This is a genomic window from Streptococcus suis (assembly GCA_002831545.1).
Classification (GTDB): Bacteria; Bacillota; Bacilli; order Lactobacillales; family Streptococcaceae; genus Streptococcus; species Streptococcus suis_P.
Genome location: CP025095.1, coordinates 394,502 through 418,049 on the forward strand (window position 1 = coordinate 394,502; position 23,548 = coordinate 418,049).

The following is a 23,548-nucleotide window of genomic DNA, read 5'->3' on the forward strand; positions in this document are numbered from 1 at the left end:
ATTAGTATATATTTTTAAAAAAACGCTTGACTGGTTAATTATTTTGTGGTATAAACTTAACTGGTTAATGTTTTTTGTGAAAAGGAGGAAATATGCTAAAGAAAATACTTGGAGCTTGTCTTTCGGTTCTAGCTGGTTTGTGCTTGATGGCTTGCTCGGCTCAGAAGGAAGCGAGCCAAGTACAGCCAGGAATGAAAATAGTCACCTCATTTTACCCGATTTATTCACTGGTTAAGGAAGTGTCAGGGAATAAAAATGATGTTCGAATGATTGGCTCAAGACAGGGCATACACTCTTATGAACCATCGGCTGCGGACATAAAGGCCATATACGATGCAGATGTTTTTATCTATCATTCGCGAATTTTGGAATCCTGGGCAGGACGTTTGGAACCTAATTTGCAAGGTTCATCTGTCAAGGTTTTGGAGGCTTCGACAAATTTACCGCTGACAAAGGTTCCAGGGTTAGAAGACATGGAAGCTGGTCAAGGGATTGATGAAGCTAGTTTGTATGACCCCCACACATGGCTGGATCCAGTTTTGGTTGGTCAGGAAGCTGTTGCGATTGGTGAACTTTTAGCAGAAAGTGATCCTAAGAATGCGGATTATTATCGTCAAAATGCCGCAACTTTAGAGGAAAAGGCGCAAAAGTTGGCAGACAAGTATAGCCCAATCTTTTTAAAAGCCGCATCAAAAACATTTGTCACTCAACACACAGCCTTCTCTTACACTGCACAACGCTTCGGGTTGAAGCAGTTAGGAATCGCAGGAGTTTCAGAGGAAGAGCCAAGCCCTAGACAGTTGGCGGAAATTAAAGAATTTGTTGACACCTACAATGTGCAAACAATTTTTACAGAAAAAGGTGCCTCGGATAAACTTGCCAAGGCATTGGCGAGTTCGACAGGTGTAGATTTAAAAGTGTTGGATCCTCTTGAAGCAGATCCAGAAAATAATTTAACCTATCTAGAAAATCTAGAGCAAGTCTTAGAAACATTAGCTCAAGAGTTAAAATAAAAGGCCGAATTCTATCGACCGAAAGGAGAAAAAATGAAGAAAAAAGCAGTTGTTGGCTCCGTAGCCGCCCTTGTTTTAGGGACGAGTCTCTGTAGCTATCAGCTTGGACGTTTCCAAGCGATGGAAGAGCAAAAAAATCGTGTGTCCTATATTGAAGATAGTCAAAGTGTACAAACTACCGTTGCTGAACAATTAACACCTGATCAAGTTTCTGCCAAGGAAAATATTGACGCTGAGCAGATAGTCGTTAAAATTACTGATCAAGGCTATGTGACATCACATGGTGACCATTTCCACTACTATAATGGTAAAGTCCCCTTTGATGCGATTTTTAGTGAAGAGTTGGTCATGAAGGACCCAAACTATGTCTTACAAGACAGTCACATCATCAATGAAGTCCAGGATGGCTACGTCATAAAAGTTGATGGGAAATACTATCTCTATCTAAAAGACCCTAGCAAACATAAAAATGTTCGTAGCAAAGAAGAAGTGGAGCGGCAAAAAGGAATCTCTTCTGCTGACAGTAAGAATCAGGCAGCAGGAAATAGTAAAGATGGCCGCTACAGAACAGACGATGGCTATGTCTTTAATCCGACAGATGTTATTGAAGACACGGGAGATGGTTTTATCGTTCCGCACGGCGACCATTTCCACTTTATTCCTAAAAAAGATTTATCAGCTACCGAATTGAAGGCTGCTCAAGATTACTGGAATCAAAAAGGAAGTGTGAGCTCGGCTAGTGGTAGTCAATATGGCGATAGAAATAATAGAGCTCAACAGACAACAATTAGTGCGGGGCAAGGTCAGGATTTGGCTAGTTTATTGGCTCAATTGGATGCAACACCCCTATCTCAACGCCATGTAGAAGCAGATGGATTGGTATTTGACCCAAGAACGATTACGAAGAAAACCGCAGCAGGTGTCATCGTTCCACACGGCGACCATTACCACTTTATTCCATACAGCCAGATGTCTCCTCTAGAAGAGAAGATTTCTCGAATGATTGGTGTAAATGGAGCAGGTGTTTCTTCTGGCGCACAAGCAAGTCACTCCCAACATACACCAACACAACCAAATCGTCCAGCAACACCAATCGGCACGGTTACAACGCAACCGGTATCGCCTACACAACCAGTATTACCAACACAACCGAAGCAGTCAACAGGGAAAGTGGTTTCCTATATGGGACGTCAAATTCCTGCTTACGGAAAAGGATTAGATGGTAAGGCATATTTTACAAGTGATGGATATACCTTTAGCAAAGACTCTATTACCTCAGTTGATGATCAAGGGTTGATAGCTAGTCATGGAGATCATTTCCATTATGTTGGTTTTGGCGAACTCGAAGATTTTGAAATCAAGCAAGTAGAGGAATGGGTTAATGAGAAGGCGGGCAAACAAGTGCCACCTAAGACATCTGAACAAGTAGGAAACGATGCTAAACCCACAACACCAAGTCAAGGGAATGATTCAAAACCTGTAAAACCAATTCAAGAAGAAAATCGCCCTGCATTTGAATACAAACAAGTAACGGCTAAACGTAAATTGGCTGGAAAAGTTGTTTATGAAATGGAAGTAGGTGGAAAAACTTATACGTATGGTCGTGACGAACTAGATTTGATGAAAATCTCTTTTGCTGAATTAACTTTGGCAGAAAAAGATAAGCAGTATATCTTTGATATTGCACCGCTTGCAGAAGGAGATCTTAAGCCAGCCATGTTGGTCGGTATGGATCAAATTCCGATGAAGGGAGCGAATGCAACCTATGATACTGGACAATCCTTTATTATTCCACACATTGATCACATCCACGTCCTACCTTACACATGGTTGAGTAAGGAACAAATTGCAACGATCCGCTATATCATGCAACATCCTGAAATTCGTCCATCTGCTTGGACTACAAGTGGACATGGTGATGGAGAAGCAACGGATCTTGTTCCCCCGATTCTAAATGCAACACCTAAAGCAAACCGCTTAGGCTTGAAAAATTGGCAAATTATTCACACAGCAGAAGAAGTTATGGATGCGCGTGCAAAAGGGAAATTTGCGACAAATGATGGCTATATCTTCTCGGCGGAAGACGTACTAGACCCAGCAAGTTTTGTCTTTAGTCAAGCGTTCAGTCTACCAAGAGCGACAGGAGGTTCTCTACGTTCAATTTCCAAGAAAGATTTATCTAAAGAAGAATTGGAAGCTGTACAAACTCTTCTTGATAAACGAGATGCTGAAGAATTGGCGAAAAATGTCACACCAATTGAGAAACGTGCAGGTTTGAAAAATTGGCAAATTGTTCACTCAGCAGAAGAGTTGGCAGAAGCTAAGGCAACAGGAAAATATACAACAAAAGATGGCTATATTTTTGACCCAGCAGACCTATTAGATCCCAAAGTGAAAATAGGTACGGATAACTATCGCATCCCACGTGTGATTACAGATGGTTACCGTCGGATTAACAAGAGTGATTTGAATTACTTAAGCGAGCTGATCCCAGCAGAGGCTATGGTGGCTCAACGTGAGAAATCTAATTCTAGTTCACCGTCAACACCTGCACCAACTGAAATAGGAGCAAGTGCAGGCGAGACAACAACGCCAGAACAGCCGCAAGTTGCCAAAGAAACGGCAGAGGAAATTTATAACCGAGTGGAAGCGAAGAAAGTCGTTCCTTTCGAAGCACTGACCTACAATGCTGGCTATGCGACCGAAGTACGCAACGGGACTCTGGTAATTCCGCATCAAGATCACTATCACTATGTATCCTTTAAATGGTTTGACCAAGGTAGTGCAAGAAGTCCTGAAGGATATAGTTTAGAAGATTTCCTAGCAACGGTTAAATACTACATGACTAATCCACAAGAACGCCCAGTTTCAGACGATGGCTGGGGAGTATTTACACCAAATACACCATCTGAATCAACAGAAGAAACAGAGACGGAAGAAAGTGATGAAGAAATTATTTCTGAAGAAACCGAGGAAATTGACGAGTTTACAGAAGAATTAAAACGAAGAGCAGAAGAGTTTGGCATGGACTTCAAAACCTTTGAACAAAGTCTGGTCACACTCTCAGACCGTTACAAAGTCTCTTTTGAAGCTTTCGAATATGATGCAACAAGCAAAGTTGTTCGACTTGTAGATAAGGATGGGGTCAAACGGATCATCTCCCTTCCAAGTTTAGAAGAACAAGTATAGTAAACAAAATACCTGTAGCGCTGAGCTCTGCAGGTATTTTTTTACAGAAAAACGATAAAGATTATCTTTGACTATTTGCCTTTTTTAGCGTAAAATAGAAAGGAAAGACAAAAAAGGAGAACAGCCTTGGAACTTAACGTATTTGCAGGACAAGAAAAAAGCGAACTTTCCATGATTGAAGTAGCCCGTGCTATTTTGGAAGAACGTGGACGTGACAACGAAATGTATTTCAATGACTTGGTCAATGAAGTTCAAAACTACCTTGAAAAATCAAACAGCGAGATTCGCGCAGCCCTCCCAACCTTCTATTCTGATTTGAATGTGGATGGAAGCTTCATTCCACTTGGCGAAAACAAATGGGGATTACGTTCTTGGTACGCAATCGATGAGATCGACGAAGAAGTGATCACTCTTGAAGAAGATGATGAAGACGCACCAAAACGCAAGAAGAAACGTGTCAATGCCTTCATGGACGGTGATGATGATGCGATTGACTATGGACATGACGATCCAGAAGATGAGGACAACTATCCGGGTAGTGCATCATCAGAATACGATGATGAAAATCCAGATGACGAAAAAGATGAAGTTGAGTCCTATGATTCAGAAATCAACGAAATTATTCCAGATGACGAATTGGACGAAGAGGATGTTGATTTAGGTGAAGATGACGACGAGTATTCAGATGAAGAGGTCGTCGACGAATAAGAATTATATCCCCCTAGATTCTTAAAAATAATTTGACAAGACTACCAAATTACGATAAGATATTATCGGGCACCTCTTTTGAGGTCGGAGCTCCCTAGCGATAGGGAGCTATTTTTGTTTTTTCTTCAAGTTAACAGGAAGTATCCCCACAAATTGCTTCCTATTAGCCTGAATCGTAGAAAAGGAGTTTGCATGACAAAGTATATTTTTGTAACAGGTGGCGTTGTTTCCTCTATCGGCAAAGGGATTGTAGCAGCCAGCCTAGGTCGTTTATTGAAGAACCGAGGTCTCAAGGTAACAATCCAAAAATTTGATCCATACATCAACATTGACCCGGGAACAATGAGTCCGTATCAACACGGTGAAGTTTTTGTGACGGACGACGGCGCAGAAACCGACTTGGACCTTGGGCATTATGAGCGTTTCATCGACATTAACCTGAACAAATATTCAAATGTTACAACAGGTAAAATTTATAGCGAAGTCCTCCGTAAAGAGCGTAAAGGGGAATACTTAGGGGCAACAGTTCAAGTTATTCCACACATTACAGATGCTTTGAAAGATAAAATCAAGCGTGCAGCTCGTACTACAGATGCAGATGTCATCATTACGGAAGTAGGTGGTACAGTAGGTGATATTGAAAGCTTGCCATTCCTTGAAGCGCTTCGTCAGATGAAGGCAGATGTCGGTTCAGACAATGTTATGTATATCCATACAACACTCTTGCCTTATCTCAAAGCAGCAGGCGAAATGAAAACTAAACCAACACAACATTCTGTAAAAGAGTTGCGTGGTCTAGGTATTCAGCCCAACATGTTGGTAATTCGGACAGAGCAGTCTGCTGGACAAGGAATTAAAAATAAACTGGCACAATTCTGTGATGTTGCTCCAGAAGCAGTTATTGAGTCCTTGGATGTCGAACATCTTTACCAAATCCCATTAAATATGCAAGCGCAGAACATGGATCAAATTGTTTGCGATCACTTGAAGCTCGACGTACCTCCAGCAGATATGACAGAGTGGACAGCGATGGTAAACAAGGTTCTTAATCTCCAGAAAAAAGTAAAAATCGCTTTAGTTGGTAAGTATGTAGAATTACAAGATGCCTATATTTCTGTAGTTGAAGCTCTAAAACACTCAGGATATGCAAATGATGCTGCTATCGAATTGGACTGGGTCAATGCAAATGATTTGACAGCAGAAAACGTAGCTGAACGTCTAGGACAAGCACAAGGAATTATCGTTCCTGGTGGCTTTGGACAACGTGGTACAGAAGGGAAAATACAAGCCATTCGTTATGCTCGTGAGAATGACGTGCCAATGCTAGGGGTCTGCTTGGGAATGCAGCTGACCTGTGTAGAATTTGCACGTCACGTTCTCGGTTTAGAAGGTGCTAACAGCTTTGAATTAGACCCAGAAACTAAATATCCAATTATTGACATCATGCGTGATCAAATTGGAGTAGAAGATTTAGGAGGAACTCTCCGTTTAGGTCTTTATCCAAGCAAGCTCAAACGTGGCTCCAAGGCTGCAGCTGCTTATGATAATCAAGAAGTTGTACAACGTCGCCATCGTCATCGTTATGAGTTTAACAATGAATTCCGCGAACAATTTGAAAAAGCAGGTTTTGTTTTCTCAGGCGTGTCACCAGACAACCGTTTGGTAGAAATTGTTGAAATTCCAGAAAATAAATTCTTCGTTGCCTGCCAATATCATCCAGAACTACAATCTCGTCCTAATCGCCCTGAAGGTTTGTATACAGCCTTTGTTTCGGCAGCTATGGAGAATGAAAAATAAGTGTAATTATTATAGAAGAAGATTGGTATTATTCAATCTTCTTTTATATTTTATATAAAGAAACGAAAAAGATGACAGTATTTATAGAAGAAAATACGAAATACCATCCCCATATGGCATCATTGTCTAGATGGTTTTAAGCATTATATTAGTAGAGTATTGCAAAAGAATCGGCTAAATCAATACGTTTTGTCAAAAAAAGTAAAAATAAAAAATAAAATTCAAAAAAAGTGTTGACAAGGCTAGTTCCTAATGATATACTAGTTCTTGTGTTAAGCGGGGATGGCGGAATTGGCAGACGCGCAGGACTAAGGATCCTGTGACCGCTTTAGGTCGTGTGGGTTCAAGTCCCACTCTCCGCATAGTGGACTAGCTAAGGCTAGTCCTTTTGCTTTATCTAGATAAGTGCAGAGCACGATATATGCTAGGTCATAAATTACAAGAATGATACGAAACGGGTATTGTTATAGCTTTCATGAAAAGATATGTGAAACTTTTCTCAAAACTAGACGGTTTCAACTAGCATTTTCAAAATAAAAATGGTAGAATAGAAGAGTATGAGGTGCAACCTCAAAAAATATTAGGAGGCTATCGAAATGCCATTAGTTTCAGCAGAAAAATTTGTCCAAGCAGCGCGTGACAACGGTTATGCAGTTGGTGGATTTAACACAAACAACCTTGAGTGGACTCAAGCTATCTTGCGTGCAGCAGAAGCAAAACAAGCTCCAGTTCTTATCCAAACTTCTATGGGTGCAGCTAAGTACATGGGTGGTTACAAAGTAGCTCGCAACTTGATCGCTAACTTGATCGAGTCAATGAACATTACAGTTCCAGTTGCTATTCACCTTGACCACGGTCACTACGAAGATGCACTTGAGTGTATCGAAGTTGGTTACACTTCTATCATGTTTGACGGTTCACACCTTCCAGTAGAAGAAAACCTTGCAAAAGCTAAAGAAGTTGTAGAATTGGCACACGCTAAAGGTATCTCAGTTGAAGCTGAAGTAGGTACTATCGGTGGTGAAGAAGATGGTATCATTGGTAGCGGTGAATTGGCTCCAATCGAAGATGCAGTAGCAATGGTTGCAACTGGTATTGACTTCTTGGCAGCAGGTATCGGTAACATCCACGGTCCATACCCAGCAAACTGGGAAGGTCTTGACCTTGACCACTTGCGTAAATTAACTGAAGCTGTACCAGGTTTCCCAATCGTATTGCACGGTGGTTCAGGTATTCCAGATGCACAAATCCAAGAAGCAATCAAATTGGGTGTTGCTAAAGTTAACGTAAACACTGAGTGCCAAATCGCATTTGCAAACGCAACTCGTAAGTTTGCAGCAGCTTATGAAGCAAACGAAGCAGAATACGATAAGAAAAAACTCTTTGACCCGCGTAAATTCTTGGCAGACGGTGTGAAAGCTATCCAAGCATCTGTTGAAGAGCGTATCGACGTATTCGGTTCAGCGAACAAAGCTTAATGTAACTGCGAAGAAATCTCAGATTTCAAGTAAACAAAGCATAAGTTTCTTAGATTAAACCAAAAAGGATTTTCTTTCGAGAATCCTTTTTATTATAATAGTTGAGTAAGTTTAATCTAGTTCCTCGCTATGAAGAAATCTACGATAGAAGTGAGCAGAGAACAGTTAAAGTATAAACCGCTCCAAAGTTTTCATGACTGTAATAACTTAGAGAACGAAGAATTATGGATGGGGCGCAAACTGTAGTGGTAAAATATTTACCTATGAGTATAGATACTTTAAAAAAATAAAAATGAAAATAATTCTTGCCAAGTCCAATCTTTTCTGTTAGAATAATATGGTATGTGGTGCTAGCACATCCGATATATTTGATCAAATGAGGAGGAAGATACAATGGCTAAAGTATGTTATTTCACTGGTCGTAAGACTGTATCAGGTAACAACCGTTCACACGCTATGAACCAAACGAAACGCGCAGTTAAACCAAACCTTCAAAAAGTAACTGTTTTGATTGATGGTAAACCTAAAAAAGTTTGGGCTTCGGCACGTGCACTAAAATCAGGCAAAGTTGAACGCGTATAATAACAAAGTCGTTAGAAAAATCTAGCGACTTTTGTTTTTGGAAAAAATAACCTAGATGTAAAGTCGGCGAGGAGCAAATTCGGCCACTACATAATAAACAGGAAAGAATATCAGCTATATAGCTCTTCACATTGGTGTTGAAAAGTTAACAAAGAAGGAACGTTGTCAAAAATAAAATGTGTATTGATGTGGGAGATTTTCTCAAGCACGAACATATAAACTTAGATTGACATTAGGAGGAGCATATCTGTACGGATTCTATAAGAAGGGAATCACGAACTGGAAGAATAGAGAGTGTTGCTCAGTTTTTCTCAGTTTTTCGCCAAATTTCATAAAAAAATCTAAAAAATCTCAAAAAACCGGTTGACAAAGTATATAAGTCGTGATAGAATAACTGAGTTGTCTCTTGAGGGGCTAGTTAATAGAGGAACGAAAAAAAGTTTCGAAAAAGTGTTGACAAGACCATCAGAAGATGATAGAATAATTGAGTTGTCTCTTGAGGGACTAGTTAACAGAGGAACAAAAAAAGTTTCAAAAAAGTGTTGACAAAGTTCACAAGAAATGATAAACTAAGATAGTTGTCGCGAGAGCGATGGACAAGACCTTTGAAAATTAAAGAAGACAAACCAAACGTGCAGGGTGATTTATCTAAGGATAAATCGTCAATGACAAAACAAAACAATAAAACGGAAAGCTAGCAATAGCTTGAGTTTGAATCAAAACTTTTAATGAGAGTTTGATCCTGGCTCAGGACGAACGCTGGCGGCGTGCCTAATACATGCAAGTAGAACGCTGAAGTCTGGTGCTTGCACTAGACGGATGAGTTGCGAACGGGTGAGTAACGCGTAGGTAACCTGCCTCATAGCGGGGGATAACTATTGGAAACGATAGCTAATACCGCATAACAGTATTTACCGCATGGTAGATACTTGAAAGGAGCAATTGCTTCACTATGAGATGGACCTGCGTTGTATTAGCTAGTTGGTGAGGTAACGGCTCACCAAGGCATCGATACATAGCCGACCTGAGAGGGTGATCGGCCACACTGGGACTGAGACACGGCCCAGACTCCTACGGGAGGCAGCAGTAGGGAATCTTCGGCAATGGGGGCAACCCTGACCGAGCAACGCCGCGTGAGTGAAGAAGGTTTTCGGATCGTAAAGCTCTGTTGTAAGAGAAGAACTGTGAGAAGAGTGGAAAGTTTCTCATTTGACGGTATCTTACCAGAAAGGGACGGCTAACTACGTGCCAGCAGCCGCGGTAATACGTAGGTCCCGAGCGTTGTCCGGATTTATTGGGCGTAAAGCGAGCGCAGGCGGTTTGATAAGTCTGAAGTAAAAGGCTGTGGCTTAACCATAGTACGCTTTGGAAACTGTCAAACTTGAGTGCAGAAGGGGAGAGTGGAATTCCATGTGTAGCGGTGAAATGCGTAGATATATGGAGGAACACCGGTGGCGAAAGCGGCTCTCTGGTCTGTAACTGACGCTGAGGCTCGAAAGCGTGGGGAGCGAACAGGATTAGATACCCTGGTAGTCCACGCCGTAAACGATGAGTGCTAGGTGTTGGGTCCTTTCCGGGACTCAGTGCCGCAGCTAACGCATTAAGCACTCCGCCTGGGGAGTACGACCGCAAGGTTGAAACTCAAAGGAATTGACGGGGGCCCGCACAAGCGGTGGAGCATGTGGTTTAATTCGAAGCAACGCGAAGAACCTTACCAGGTCTTGACATCCCGATGACCACCCTAGAGATAGGGTTTCTCTTCGGAGCATCGGTGACAGGTGGTGCATGGTTGTCGTCAGCTCGTGTCGTGAGATGTTGGGTTAAGTCCCGCAACGAGCGCAACCCCTATTGTTAGTTGCCATCATTCAGTTGGGCACTCTAGCGAGACTGCCGGTAATAAACCGGAGGAAGGTGGGGATGACGTCAAATCATCATGCCCCTTATGACCTGGGCTACACACGTGCTACAATGGCTGGTACAACGAGTCGCAAGTCGGTGACGGCAAGCTAATCTCTTAAAGCCAGTCTCAGTTCGGATTGTAGGCTGCAACTCGCCTACATGAAGTCGGAATCGCTAGTAATCGCGGATCAGCACGCCGCGGTGAATACGTTCCCGGGCCTTGTACACACCGCCCGTCACACCACGAGAGTTTGTAACACCCGAAGTCGGTGAGGTAACCTTTAAGGAGCCAGCCGCCTAAGGTGGGATAGATGATTGGGGTGAAGTCGTAACAAGGTAGCCGTATCGGAAGGTGCGGCTGGATCACCTCCTTTCTAAGGAAATGGAAACCTGTACGTCAGTCTTCTTTAATTTTGAGAGGTCTTGTGGGGCCTTAGCTCAGCTAAGCGAAACCTTTAGGTTGAAGCTTTGTCGAAACTAGCGGAGCTAGTGCACGACAGGGGCCAGCGTCTCAAAAATGATATTATATCGAAACAATTAAATACGTTAACAGGTACATAAAAATGTACGGGGCCTTAGCTCAGCTGGGAGAGCGCCTGCTTTGCACGCAGGAGGTCAGCGGTTCGATCCCGCTAGGCTCCATTATCTAGGATACAGAGTAACCTAGATAACTAAGATAACTGAATACGAACCTAAACTTCCTAGGAATAAGTCAAAACCACCTAGTGTCTAAAGACACGTCGTTGGTTATCTCCTTATTCTACGAAAGTTTTGCGACAAATCGCATCGGTTCTTAATATCTTAGAACTTGTCCATTGAAAATTGAATATCTATCAAACATTCCTGATGTATCTGAAAGGATACATTAAGAAATAGTAACAAGAAAATAAACCGAAAACGCTGTGAATATTTAATGAGTTTTCTAATTTTTGAAAAAATTAGGTTAATAAGGTTAAGTTAATAAGGGCGCACGGTGGATGCCTTGGCACTAGAAGCCGATGAAGGACGTGACTAACGACGAAATGCCTTGGGGAGCTGTAAGTAAGCAATGATCCAGGGATGTCCGAATGGGGGAACCCGGCAGGTAATGCCTGTCACTCACTACTGTTAAGGTAGTGAAGAGGAAGACGCAGTGAACTGAAACATCTAAGTAGCTGCAGGAAGAGAAAGCAAAAGCGATTGCCTTAGTAGCGGCGAGCGAAACGGCAGGAGGGCAAACCGAGGAGTTTACTCCTCGGGGTTGTAGGACTGCAATGTGGACTTAAAGAGTATAGAAGAACTACCTGGGAAGGTAGGCCAAAGAGAGTAATAGCCTCGTATTTGAAATGTTCTTTATACCTAGCAGTATCCTGAGTACGGCGAGACACGCGAAATCTCGTCGGAATCTGGGAGGACCATCTCCCAACCCTAAATACTCTCTAGTGACCGATAGTGAACCAGTACCGTGAGGGAAAGGTGAAAAGTACCCCGGAAGGGGAGTGAAATAGAACCTGAAACCGTGTGCCTACAACAAGTTCGAGCCCGTTAATGGGTGAGAGCGTGCCTTTTGTAGAATGAACCGGCGAGTTACGATATGATGCGAGGTTAAGTTGAAGAGACGGAGCCGTAGGGAAACCGAGTCTTAATAGGGCGGATTAGTATTATGTCGTAGACCCGAAACCATGTGACCTACCCATGAGCAGGTTGAAGGTGCGGTAAGACGCACTGGAGGACCGAACCAGGGCACGTTGAAAAGTGCTTGGATGACTTGTGGGTAGCGGAGAAATTCCAAACGAACTTGGAGATAGCTGGTTCTCTCCGAAATAGCTTTAGGGCTAGCGTCGACATTTGAGAATCTTGGAGGTAGAGCACTGTTTGGATGAGGGGGCCATCTCGGTTTACTGATTTCAGATAAACTCCGAATGCCAATGATTTATGGTCGGCAGTCAGACTGCGAGTGCTAAGATCCGTAGTCGAAAGGGAAACAGCCCAGACCACCAGCTAAGGTCCCAAAATAATTGTTAAGTGGAAAAGGATGTGGGGTTGCACAGACAACTAGGATGTTAGCTTAGAAGCAGCTATTCATTCAAAGAGTGCGTAATAGCTCACTAGTCGAGTGACCCTGCGCCGAAAATGTACCGGGGCTAAAACAATTTACCGAAGCTGTGGATAACACATTAGTGTTATGGTAGGAGAGCGTTCTATGTGTGAAGAAGGTATACCGTGAGGAGTGCTGGAACGCATAGAAGTGAGAATGCCGGTATGAGTAGCGAAAGATGGGTGAGAATCCCATCCACCGTAAGACTAAGGTTTCCAGGGGAAGGCTCGTCCGCCCTGGGTTAGTCGGGACCTAAGGAGAGACCGAAGGGTGTATCCGATGGACAACAGGTTGATATTCCTGTACTAGAGTATGAAGTGATGGAGGGACGCAGTAGGCTAACTAAAGCGGGCGATTGGAAGAGCCCGTCTAAGCAGTGAGGTGTGATATGAGTCAAATGCTTGTATCTGTAACATTGAGCTGTGATGGGGAGCGAAGTTAAGTAGCGAAGTTAGTGACGTCACACTGCCGAGAAAAGCTTCTAGCGATGTATCATACTCTACCCGTACCGCAAACCGACACAGGTAGTCGAGGCGAGTAGCCTCAGGTGAGCGAGAGAACTCTCGTTAAGGAACTCGGCAAAATGACCCCGTAACTTCGGGAGAAGGGGTGCTGACTTAAAGTCAGCCGCAGTGAATAGGCCCAAGCAACTGTTTATCAAAAACACAGCTCTCTGCTAAATCGTAAGATGATGTATAGGGGGTGACGCCTGCCCGGTGCTGGAAGGTTAAGAGGAGGGTTTAGCGCAAGCGAAGATCTGAATTGAAGCCCCAGTAAACGGCGGCCGTAACTATAACGGTCCTAAGGTAGCGAAATTCCTTGTCGGGTAAGTTCCGACCCGCACGAAAGGCGTAATGATTTGGGCACTGTCTCAACGAGAGACTCGGTGAAATTTTAGTACCTGTGAAGATGCAGGTTACCCGCGACAGGACGGAAAGACCCCATGGAGCTTTACTGCAGTTTGATATTGAGTATCTGTACCACATGTACAGGATAGGTAGGAGCCTATGAAGTCGGGACGCCAGTTTCGACTGAGGCGCTGTTGGGATACTACCCTTGTGTTATGGCTACTCTAACCCGGATAGGTTATCCCTATCGGAGACAGTGTCTGACGGGCAGTTTGACTGGGGCGGTCGCCTCCTAAAAGGTAACGGAGGCGCCCAAAGGTTCCCTCAGAATGGTTGGAAATCATTCGCAGAGTGTAAAGGTATAAGGGAGCTTGACTGCGAGAGCTACAACTCGAGCAGGGACGAAAGTCGGGCTTAGTGATCCGGTGGTTCCGTATGGAAGGGCCATCGCTCAACGGATAAAAGCTACCCTGGGGATAACAGGCTTATCTCCCCCAAGAGTTCACATCGACGGGGAGGTTTGGCACCTCGATGTCGGCTCGTCGCATCCTGGGGCTGTAGTCGGTCCCAAGGGTTGGGCTGTTCGCCCATTAAAGCGGCACGCGAGCTGGGTTCAGAACGTCGTGAGACAGTTCGGTCCCTATCCGTCGCGGGCGTAGGAAATTTGAGAGGATCTGCTCCTAGTACGAGAGGACCAGAGTGGACTTACCGCTGGTGTACCAGTTGTCTTGCCAAAGGCATCGCTGGGTAGCTATGTAGGGACGGGATAAACGCTGAAAGCATCTAAGTGTGAAACCCACCTCAAGATGAGATTTCCCATAACTTTATGTTAGTAAGAGCCCTGAGAGATGATCAGGTAGATAGGTTGGAAGTGGAAGTGTGGCGACACATGTAGCGGACCAATACTAATCGCTCGAGGACTTATCCAAGAATAAGTAATGAGAACGTTAAGAAAAGCGTATGATTTTAGGAAATCAACGCGGAAGTCGGTTAGACTTCAAGGCGATTTTTCTAAATCACTAGCTTTTTAGTTCGAATACAATTACTTATTAAAACTAGAGTCGATATTGACAAGCGATCGGTTTCTTGTTAGAATATAGATATTCAATTTTGAGTTGACAAGACTCAGTAGTTAAGTGACGATAGCCTAGGAGATACACCTGTACCCATACCGAACACAGCAGTTAAGCCCTAGAACGCCTGAAGTAGTTGGGGGTTGCCCCCTGTTAGATACGGTAGTCGCTTAGCATATTCCGCCATAGCTCAGTTGGTAGAGCGCATGACTGTTAATCATGATGTCACAGGTTCGAGCCCTGTTGGCGGAGTAAAGAGAAATCTTTAGTATATGGTCCGTTGGTCAAGGGGTTAAGACACCGCCTTTTCACGGCGGTAACACGGGTTCGAATCCCGTACGGACTATATTTGGAGGCTGCTTAGGCCTCTTTTTTTGGTTTTTTGAGGTGTATGGGCTTTAATTTGACTCTTTTTTCTTTTCTTGTTACTTTGTCTATTCATTGTTTGTTGATATAATAGAGACATGAAAAGATTATGTGATGAATTATCGGTTTTGCCAGGGATTGGTCCAAAATCGGCTGAAAAATTCTTAAAAATTAACATTCAGAATATTAATGATTTGCTGACTTACTATCCATTTAGATATGAAGATTTTGAGATTAAGTCTATTTATGATTTGCAGGATGGGGAGAAGGCAGTGGTAGTTGGGGAGGTGGTATCTCCAGCTAATGTACAGTATTATGGTTACAAAAGAAATAGACTCCGTTTTTCAATGAAACAGGGAGAGGTTGTCTTAGCAGTTTCGTTTTTTAATCAGCCTTATTTAGCAGATAAGATTGTTTTGGGGCAGGATATTGCAGTTTGGGGAAAGTGGGATAAGGCTAAGGCAAGTTTGACAGGAATGAAAGTTTTGGCTCAAGTATCAGATGAGTTACAACCTGTCTATCATGTGGCGCAGGGGATTTCGCAAGTAAATTTGGTTAAGGCTATTAAAACAGCTATTGAACAGGGATATTTGCATTTATTAGAGGAGAACTTGCCATCAGTTTTACGAGAGCGCTATCGGTTAATGAATCGCCGAGAGGCGGTTTTTGCGATGCATTTTCCGACAAATTTAGAAGAGTATAGACAAGCTTTGCGACGTATGAAGTTTGAGGAATTATTTTATTTTCAATTACAGTTGCAAATGCTGAAAGCCAATAATCGTGATATTTCGAATGGTTTGAAGATTGCCTATGATGCTGATAGATTGGCTATGCAAATAAGACAATTGCCGTTTGTCTTAACGGATGCTCAGTCTGGGGCTTTGGCTGAAATACTATCAGATATGAAGTCCTATGGGCACATGAATCGCTTGTTACAAGGGGATGTTGGTTCAGGAAAGACAGTAGTTGCTGGATTGGCTATGTTTGCCGCTGTGACTGCGGGGATGCAGGCTGCAATTATGGTGCCGACAGAAATTTTGGCTGAGCAACACTTTGAGAGTTTGCGCCAGCTTTTTCCAGAACTTTCTATTGCTCTTTTGACAGGGGGAATGAAGGCTACGGAGCGTCGTACTGCTTTAGAGGCGATTTCTAGTGGTCAGGTAGACATCATTGTAGGAACTCACGCTCTTATCCAGGAAAGTGTGACGTACCATAAGCTTGGTTTGGTTGTGACGGATGAGCAACATCGTTTTGGTGTTAAACAGCGCCGTCTGTTTCGTGAGAAGGGTGATAATCCGGATGTGCTTATGATGACTGCTACACCTATTCCTCGGACGTTAGCCATTACAGCTTTTGGAGATATGGATGTATCGATTATTAATCAGTTACCTGCTGGTCGGAAGCCAATTATCACTCGCTGGGTCAAACATCAACAGCTGCCCACGGTCTTAGATTGGTTGGAGAAGGAGCTAGAAGTGGGTGCTCAGGTTTATTTTATCTCTCCGCTGATTGAAGAATCTGAGGCTCTAGATTTAAAGAATGCTGTAGATCTGCAATCTGATTTACAGGCGCATTTTGGAGAGCAAGTTACAGTGGATTTGTTACACGGTAAGATGAAGAATGACGAGAAAGATGCCATCATGCAGGCTTTTAAGGAGCGAAAAACGAATATTTTGGTTTCTACCACTGTTATTGAAGTCGGAGTCAATGTGCCCAATGCAACGGTGATGGTTATTATGGATGCAGATCGTTTTGGTTTGAGCCAATTACATCAGTTGAGAGGGCGTGTAGGACGTGGTCATAAGCAGTCTTATGCAGTGTTAGTTGCTAATCCTAAAACAGAGTCTGGTAAGGAACGCATGAAAATTATGACAGAGACGACAGATGGTTTTATTTTGGCTGAAGCAGACTTAAAAATGCGTGGGTCTGGAGAAATATTTGGAACTCGTCAATCAGGTTTGCCAGAATTTCAGGTTGCAAATATTATCGAGGACTATCCGATTTTAGAGGAAGCAAGACGAGTTGCTAGTCAGATTGTTAGCGTGGAAAATTGGCAGGAGGACCCTAATTGGTCGATTTTGCTTGCTAATTTGAAAGATGGAGAGGAATTGGACTAGTCATATAAAAAAGGCCAACACACCTGTGTTGGTCTTTTGACATATTGTATAGTTCGTCAGCGATTAACCTTGGATGTAATCTGCCAAGCTTTGCTCTTCCAAGCCTGCATTGAGAGCGATAAGGAGTTTGAGCCGGGCTTTTTGAGCATTCAATTCTTTAACAAATAGAATGCCGTCTTTCTCCAGTTGGATGCCACCTCCTTGGTAGGCATAGACAGGCTCAGCAATTCCGTTAAAACAGCGAGATACCAGAATAATGGGTATCCTTTGATCAAGGAGTTTCTTAATGGCTGGAAGGATGGTAGGCGGAAGATTTCCGGCGCCGAGTGCTTCAATGACTAAACCGGAAATTGAGCTTGCAGTGAGAGAATCAAGGAGAATGGAGTCCATATCTGCATAAGCTTTTATGATTGGAACCGTTCCTGTGACTGTTGATAAGTCAAATCGAACACGTGGTTCAGCAGTTTTAAAATAGAGAATCTCTCGTTTGGTGACTAATCCCAGTGGTCCATGGGTTGGTGTTTGAAAGGTTGAGACATTGGTGGTATGGGTTTTTGTAACATATTTAGCAGCATGAATTTCATCGTTCATGACCACTAGAACACCTTTATCTGCGGATTTAGCATCAGCAGCCACACGTAGGGCTGTTCGGTAGTTATAAATCCCGTCGCTACCTAGTTCATTTGAGGAACGCATAGCTCCGGTCAATACAATTGGTTTTTCTGGAATAGCCATTGTATCAAGGAAATAGGCAGTTTCTTCTAAAGTATCTGTGCCATGTGTAATGACAAAACCATCGAAGTTCATTTGTTCTTCTTTGATTTTTTGGTATAGAGTCATCATGTGTTCTAAGCGAATGTGTGGACTTGGAACATTGAGAAAATCCAAGGATATCACTTGAATTTCTTCTAGTGGGCTATCAATTTGGGTCATTGGATTGATTTTACTCGATGCAACTTCACCCTGATGATTGGCTTGCATAGAAATGGTTCCACCTGTATGCAGTACTAGAATTTTTTTCATAAATTTTCAGTTTCTTTCAAAGTGTGATATACTAATTGTAACATAATTCTTAGAAAGTAGGTGAGTTGGTTGACGATAAAGGCTGTATTTTTCGATATTGATGGTACCTTATTGACCGACAATCGTATGGTTAGTAGTTCAACTATTCTCGCCATTAATGCTTTGAAAGAGAAGGGGATTTTAGTTGGTCTAGCTACAGGACGTGACCCTCGTTTTGTTTTGCAGTATATGGCTAGTTTAGGGCTAGATTTGGTCATTGCTTATAATGGTCAATATATTTTTTCAAGAGAAGAAGTTATTTATAGTCAGAGTTTAGAGCCAAAGCAAATTGAACAAATTATGGAGTATGCGCAAACTCACCATAAGGATTTATCTTTTGGAACTGCTAAAGGCATATTTGGTAGTAAGATTATGAGTGCTGGAACAGGAAATTTTGCCTATCGTGTGACGCGTATGATTCCGGAGTCCTGGGCTGGAATCATAAATTTTATTTTCAATCGCTTGGTACGTTGGATTAGTCCTCAACAGGAAACGAATTTGAAAGGTTTTCTCTTTCAACCAATCTATCAGCTGATGTTGCTGACGACGGAAAGGGAGACACAATCATTGGAGATGCTCTTTCCGAACTTGTCTTTTACACGTTCGAGTCCTTATGCGACTGATATTATCAGTAAGGGAAATTCAAAATTATCGGGTATTGTAAAGGTTGCAGATCGATATGGTTTTGAGTTAGATGAAGTTATGGTATTCGGGGATTCTAATAATGATTTTGAAATGTTGAATGAAATTCAGCACTCGGTAGCGATGGGAAATGGGACGAAAAAGGTAAAACAAGCAGCTTCCTTTGTTACGGATACAAATAATCGTGATGGGATTTATAAGGCATTAATTCATTTTGGTGTGATTGAGGGATAAGATGTTTCAGAGCAAGGACGATAATTTTAATAGGGTAAAGGATTTTCATTTTTTAATGGATGGTGAAACCCAAGAACTTCCCAGTGTGTATGATGGACAGACGGCTTTGCATCGCGCTGGTTTTAAATTGGAGGAGTTGGTAGAATTTCTACATGCAGCTTCAGAATCTGAAGTTGAGTTTCATGATTTTATTCAACAACTTCATCAGGATTTAGATACTGCTGTTGCTAAGGTATCTGGCAAGAGAGGTTTCGGGGTTTCGATGCAGGATCAGGTAGATGCTTTGCTGGATATTCTTTATTTTACATATGGTTCGTTTGTTTTGATGGGGGTTGATCCAGAACCAATTTTTCAGATAGTCCATACTGCGAATATGGGGAAAACATTTCCAGATGGGAAGGCCCATTTTGATCCAATTAGCCATAAAATTTTAAAACCTGATGATTGGGAAGAACGGTTTGCGCCGGAGGAAAAGATTCAGGAAGAGCTGAAAAGACAGATAAAAAGACTTGATTCGTAAATCAAGTCTTTTGGTTTATAAACTTTTTTCTCCATCGCGAACAATGAGTAAATCGATAGTTGCGTGGCGCATGATATATTCGGATGAGGATCCGATCAGGAGACGTTCAAAGGCGTTTAGACCAGTTGCTCCAAGTAACATAAGATCAGCACCGGTTTCCTTTGGAATATCGATAGCCAATAGGGTTTTAGGGTTACCGAATTCAATGCGAATCTGTACATCGGTCAGACCAGAGTTGAGGGCTTCTTGTTTGTATTCTTCGAGGAGGAGCTCCGCCTCTCTTTCTAAAGATTCATAGACAGAGGCGTCAAATGCAACAACATTGTGGAGAGCACGGGTGTCAATCACATGGGCGATAATCAGACGTGCTTGGTTGCGTAGTGCGACATGAATAGCTTTATGAAGAGCTAATTCTGCTCCTTTAGAGCCGTCTACAGCGACGAGTATGGTTTTGTAAGATTGTGTCATAATAATAACTCCTTTCAGAAGAGCTTTGTCCCGAAATAGGTAGAGTAGTTCCTTACATTTTTATTATAAGCCTTTTGAGATAAAATGTAAAGGATTCTTGTACTTTTTTAGCTTTTACAGTACAATAGAAAAGATAGAAAGTCGAGGTGACGACATGAAGCAATTTAACAAGTCAACAAAATTGGATGATGTAGCATATGATATTCGTGGGCCTGTTTTGGAAGAGGCCATGCGTATGCGTGCCAATGGAGAGCAGATTTTACGTTTGAATACGGGGAATCCTGCAGAATTTGGTTTTACTGCTCCAGATGAAGTTATTCGTGACTTGATTCATAACGCCCGTAAATCAGAGGGATATTCGAACAGTAAGGGAATTTTTTCTGCACGTAAGGCTATCATGCAGTATTGTCAGCTAAAGAAATTTCCAAATGTTGACATTGAAGATATTTATCTTGGAAACGGCGTGAGTGAGCTGATTGTTATGTCTATGCAAGGTTTGCTAGATAATGGTGATGAGGTGTTGGTGCCAATGCCAGACTATCCTCTCTGGACTGCCGCAGTTAGTTTGGCTGGTGGTAAAGCTGTTCACTATGTTTGTGATGAAGCAGCTGAATGGTATCCAGATTTGGCAGATATGGAGTCCAAGGTGACTTCTCGAACCAAGGCAATTGTCCTTATCAATCCAAATAATCCAACTGGCGCTCTCTATCCGAAAGAAATTTTAGAAGGAATCATTGATATTGCTCGTAGACATGAATTGATCATTTTCTCTGATGAGATTTATGATCGTATGGTCTTTGACGGAGCTGTTCATATCCCTATTGCGACACTGGCTCCAGATTTATTTGTTGTGACGATGAATGGACTGTCTAAATCGCATCGTATTTGTGGTTTCCGAGTAGGTTGGATGGTCTTATCTGGTCCGAAAAAGCATGTAAAAGGGTACATTGAAGGCTTGAATATGTTGTCCAATATGCGTTTGTGTTCAAACGTTTTGGCTCAACAGGTTGTTCAAACTTCTTTGGGAGGCTACCAATCGGTTGATGAACTCTTGATGCCTGGCGGACGCTTATATGAACAAAGGGAGTTTATTACCAAGGCGATTAATGATATTCCGGGGCTTTCTGCTGTAAAACCTAAGGCTGGTCTGTATGTCTTCCCGAAAATTGATCGTGAGATGTACCGAGTTGAGGATGATGAACAATTTGTATTGGATTTCCTCAAGCAAGAAAAAGTACTTTTGGTCCATGGTCGAGGTTTTAACTGGAAGGATCCAGATCATTTCCGTATTGTGTATTTACCACGTGTGGATGAGTTGGCAGAAATTCAAGAAAAAATGTCACGATTCTTGCGGCAATATCGTAGATAATGGAATTTTGGGAGTGGGAAAGAACTCAACCATTCATAAGAAGAGTTCGTCAACAAGTCTTTATTTCTAGTTGTTGAGCTGAAACAGTCTATTCCCAGACATCAATTTATGTGAGCTGACTGCCGTCAGCTTATATCTCCCACTTTAAAAGGTCTCCCAGACCTTTTAAACTCCCACCCCCGCACAGCTCAAACTGTCTGGGAGACAGTTTGAGGTTGGAGATGAAGCGAACTCTGTTCGCATCAGTCGTATAGGCCAGATTTGGAGTGTAAAATGCGAAGTGCTGAGATTTGCTTCGCAAATCTTATCTCCAACCTTTAACAGTCCACTGGACTGTTAAACCCAATCAACCACTGCGCTGAGATGTTGACACTAACTTTGAGAAGCGGTGCTGGGCTTTTTGCCCAGCCTTTTCTTTTTACTTGAATGAAATTGTTTGAATTTTTCTGATAACGGTAAATATTCTGATAATTGTTGAAATTTTATATATTTTTTGCTATACTGAAAGCAATTACAGAGTAAAGAGGAAAATATGACAACATTATTAGAGAAGACACGGAATATTACTTCTATTTTGAAGCGTTCCGAAGAGCAATTGGCAGAAGAATTGCCTTACAATGCCATTGCTGAGCATTTATCAGCTATTATTGACTGCAACTCGTGCATCATTAATAGTGAAGGTGAAGTTTTGGGATACCACATGAACTATGAGACGAACAATGATCGTGTGGAAGAATTTTTCCAAAACAAACAATTCCCAGAAGGATATGTAAAAGCAGTTGCGCAGGTTTACGATACGCAGGTTAATTTGCCTGTCGAGAGCGAGTTGACTGCCATCCCTGTCGAATCACGATCGACTTATCCAAACGGGCTGACAACGATAGCGCCTATCCACGTAACGGGGATTCGTTTTGGTTCACTTATTATTTGGCGGAATAATGAGCAGTTTCACGATGATGATTTGATTTTGGTTGAGATTGCGGCAACAGTAGTTGGTATTCAGTTACTTAATTTCCAACGGGAAGAAGACGAGAAGAATATCCGTTGTCGTGCGGCAGTTAATATGGCGGTAAATACGCTATCTTACTCAGAAATGAAGGCAGTTGCAGCTATTTTGGGTGAATTGGATGGCAATGAGGGGCAATTGACTGCTTCTGTGATTGCAGATCGTATCGGTATTACACGCTCGGTGATTGTGAATGCACTGCGTAAGTTGGAGAGTGCAGGGATTATTGAAAGTCGTTCTTTGGGAATGAAGGGGACTTATTTGAAAGTTCTCATCCCAGCTATTTTTGATGAAATTAAGAAACGTGACTACTAAAATGACAAAAGCATTGATTTCGATTGATTATACAATAGATTTTGTGGCAGATGAAGGAAAGTTGACTGCTGGAAAATCAGCTCAGGCTATTTCTGAACGAATTGCTCAGGTTACGCAAGAAGCCTTTGAAAATGGAGACTACATTTTCTTTGCGATTGATGGTCATGAGGAGGGGGATGAATTTCATCCTGAAGCTCAGCTTTTCCCAAGTCATAATATCATTGGGACGCAAGGGCGTGACTTGTATGGTCCTTTAGCAGATTTTTATCAAAAACATAAAGGGCATGCGCGTGTTCGTTGGATGGATAAACGTCATTATTCTGCTTTTTCTGGGACGGATTTGGATGTTCGACTAAGAGAACGTGGTGTAGATACGGTTGTCTTGACGGGTGTTTTGTCTGATATTTGTGTTCTTCATACAGCTATTGATGCTTATAATAAGGGTTATCGTATTGAGGTGGTCTCATCAGCCATTGCTGCATTGACGGAGGAGAATCATCAGTTTGCTCTTAACCATTTGCGTCATGTACTCGGTGCGACAATCATTGATTAATAGTATAGTGACCAGTCTGTGGACTGGTTTTTCGTTTTTCTCCAACAGGAATGTATTATTAACACTCTTCGAAAATCAAACTCAGACCTTGTTGACTTAACTTGTAAAAGAAGCGGTGTGATTGACCATGATAAATTTATCAAAATGCTTTACATAGGTGATTACTTGGTGTATAATATAGTCTGTGTGTAATGGACGCACAAAAATACAGTTTATCCGCTGGGTTTAAAAG

The 23,548-nt window shown here is 42.3% G+C and carries 14 protein-coding genes, 4 tRNA genes, 3 rRNA genes and 1 pseudogene; 19 read left to right on the top strand and 3 right to left on the bottom strand.

Translation table 11 applies throughout. The features are described from left to right. The first annotated feature begins 92 nt into the window (after positions 1 to 92). The 14 genes from CWM22_02035 (at position 93) to CWM22_02100 (ending at position 17,147) form a co-directional block, all read left to right on the top strand. Positions 93 to 1,013: an adhesion protein gene (locus CWM22_02035; protein AUC90787.1), complete on the top strand. Its 921-nt coding sequence runs from the start codon at positions 93 to 95 to the stop codon at positions 1,011 to 1,013. A gap of 33 nt (positions 1,014 to 1,046) precedes the next feature. Further along, complete coding sequence (locus tag CWM22_02040; GenBank protein ID AUC90788.1) at positions 1,047 to 4,202, top strand: histidine triad protein; 3,156 nt, start codon at positions 1,047 to 1,049, stop codon at positions 4,200 to 4,202. Between the two features lie 126 nt (positions 4,203 to 4,328). After that, entirely contained in the window at positions 4,329 to 4,910 is a 582-nt protein-coding gene (locus CWM22_02045) for a DNA-directed RNA polymerase subunit delta (protein ID AUC90789.1), read from the top strand. 192 nt (positions 4,911 to 5,102) lie between these two features. Next, positions 5,103 to 6,707 (top strand): CTP synthase, encoded by a 1,605-nt coding sequence (locus CWM22_02050; GenBank protein ID AUC90790.1) that lies wholly within the window; start codon positions 5,103 to 5,105, stop codon positions 6,705 to 6,707. A 276-nt stretch (positions 6,708 to 6,983) separates the two neighbouring features. Continuing rightward, a tRNA-Leu gene (locus tag CWM22_02055) sits at positions 6,984 to 7,069 on the top strand. A 234-nt stretch (positions 7,070 to 7,303) separates the two neighbouring features. Further along, positions 7,304 to 8,185, top strand: a complete 882-nt coding sequence (fba, locus tag CWM22_02060; GenBank protein AUC90791.1) for a fructose-1,6-bisphosphate aldolase, class II — start codon at positions 7,304 to 7,306, stop codon at positions 8,183 to 8,185. 393 nt (positions 8,186 to 8,578) lie between these two features. Beyond that, a complete protein-coding gene (locus tag CWM22_02065) occupies positions 8,579 to 8,767 on the top strand; it encodes a 50S ribosomal protein L28 (GenBank protein AUC90792.1) in 189 nt (62 codons plus the stop codon). A gap of 725 nt (positions 8,768 to 9,492) precedes the next feature. Further along, positions 9,493 to 11,048 (top strand): 16S ribosomal RNA (locus CWM22_02070). Between the two features lie 187 nt (positions 11,049 to 11,235). After that, positions 11,236 to 11,308: transfer RNA gene (locus CWM22_02075), tRNA-Ala, on the top strand. 307 nt (positions 11,309 to 11,615) lie between these two features. After that, a 23S ribosomal RNA gene (locus CWM22_02080) occupies positions 11,616 to 14,521 on the top strand. A gap of 202 nt (positions 14,522 to 14,723) precedes the next feature. Continuing rightward, positions 14,724 to 14,839: ribosomal RNA gene (rrf, locus tag CWM22_02085) — 5S ribosomal RNA — on the top strand. Together the 16S, 23S and 5S rRNA genes with 3 tRNA genes alongside form the textbook arrangement of a ribosomal RNA operon. 4 nt (positions 14,840 to 14,843) lie before the next feature. Beyond that, positions 14,844 to 14,916: transfer RNA gene (locus CWM22_02090), tRNA-Asn, on the top strand. Between the two features lie 22 nt (positions 14,917 to 14,938). Then, positions 14,939 to 15,010 (top strand) — tRNA-Glu (locus tag CWM22_02095). Positions 15,011 to 15,128: 118 nt separating this feature from the next. Further along, a complete protein-coding gene (locus tag CWM22_02100) occupies positions 15,129 to 17,147 on the top strand; it encodes a DNA helicase RecG (GenBank protein ID AUC90793.1) in 2,019 nt (672 codons plus the stop codon). Between the two features lie 63 nt (positions 17,148 to 17,210). Here the strand turns inward: CWM22_02100 and CWM22_02105 are convergent, their stop codons facing one another. Continuing rightward, positions 17,211 to 18,170, bottom strand: a complete 960-nt coding sequence (locus tag CWM22_02105; protein AUC90794.1) for an asparaginase — start codon at positions 18,168 to 18,170, stop codon at positions 17,211 to 17,213. A gap of 69 nt (positions 18,171 to 18,239) precedes the next feature. Here CWM22_02105 and CWM22_02110 point away from each other — a divergent pair, with 69 nt between their 5' ends. Further along, positions 18,240 to 19,085: a Cof-type HAD-IIB family hydrolase gene (locus CWM22_02110; GenBank protein ID AUC90795.1), complete on the top strand. Its 846-nt coding sequence runs from the start codon at positions 18,240 to 18,242 to the stop codon at positions 19,083 to 19,085. Between the two features lies 1 nt (position 19,086). Beyond that, complete coding sequence (locus CWM22_02115) at positions 19,087 to 19,605, top strand: HAD family hydrolase (GenBank protein ID AUC90796.1); 519 nt, start codon at positions 19,087 to 19,089, stop codon at positions 19,603 to 19,605. A gap of 15 nt (positions 19,606 to 19,620) precedes the next feature. On the opposite strand, the gene CWM22_02120 is transcribed toward CWM22_02115, so the two are convergent. Continuing rightward, positions 19,621 to 20,073 carry a universal stress protein gene (locus CWM22_02120; protein AUC90797.1) on the bottom strand — a complete coding sequence of 151 codons (453 nt, stop codon included), beginning with the start codon at positions 20,071 to 20,073 and terminating at the stop codon, positions 19,621 to 19,623. 154 nt (positions 20,074 to 20,227) lie between these two features. On the opposite strand from CWM22_02120, the gene CWM22_02125 reads away from it, so the two are divergent. Then, positions 20,228 to 21,442: a pyridoxal phosphate-dependent aminotransferase gene (locus CWM22_02125; GenBank protein AUC90798.1), complete on the top strand. Its 1,215-nt coding sequence runs from the start codon at positions 20,228 to 20,230 to the stop codon at positions 21,440 to 21,442. A gap of 202 nt (positions 21,443 to 21,644) precedes the next feature. On the opposite strand, the pseudogene CWM22_02130 reads toward CWM22_02125, so the two are convergent. After that, positions 21,645 to 21,743: pseudogene (locus tag CWM22_02130) on the bottom strand (hypothetical protein). 231 nt (positions 21,744 to 21,974) lie between these two features. Between CWM22_02130 and codY the strand changes: the two are divergent. Next, the gene (gene codY / locus CWM22_02135; protein ID AUC90799.1) at positions 21,975 to 22,763 is read left to right on the top strand and encodes a GTP-sensing pleiotropic transcriptional regulator CodY; all 789 of its coding nucleotides are present in this window, start codon (positions 21,975 to 21,977) and stop codon (positions 22,761 to 22,763) included. 1 nt (position 22,764) lies between these two features. Further along, positions 22,765 to 23,316, top strand: a complete 552-nt coding sequence (locus CWM22_02140; protein ID AUC90800.1) for a cysteine hydrolase — start codon at positions 22,765 to 22,767, stop codon at positions 23,314 to 23,316. Positions 23,317 to 23,548: the final 232 nt, after the last annotated feature.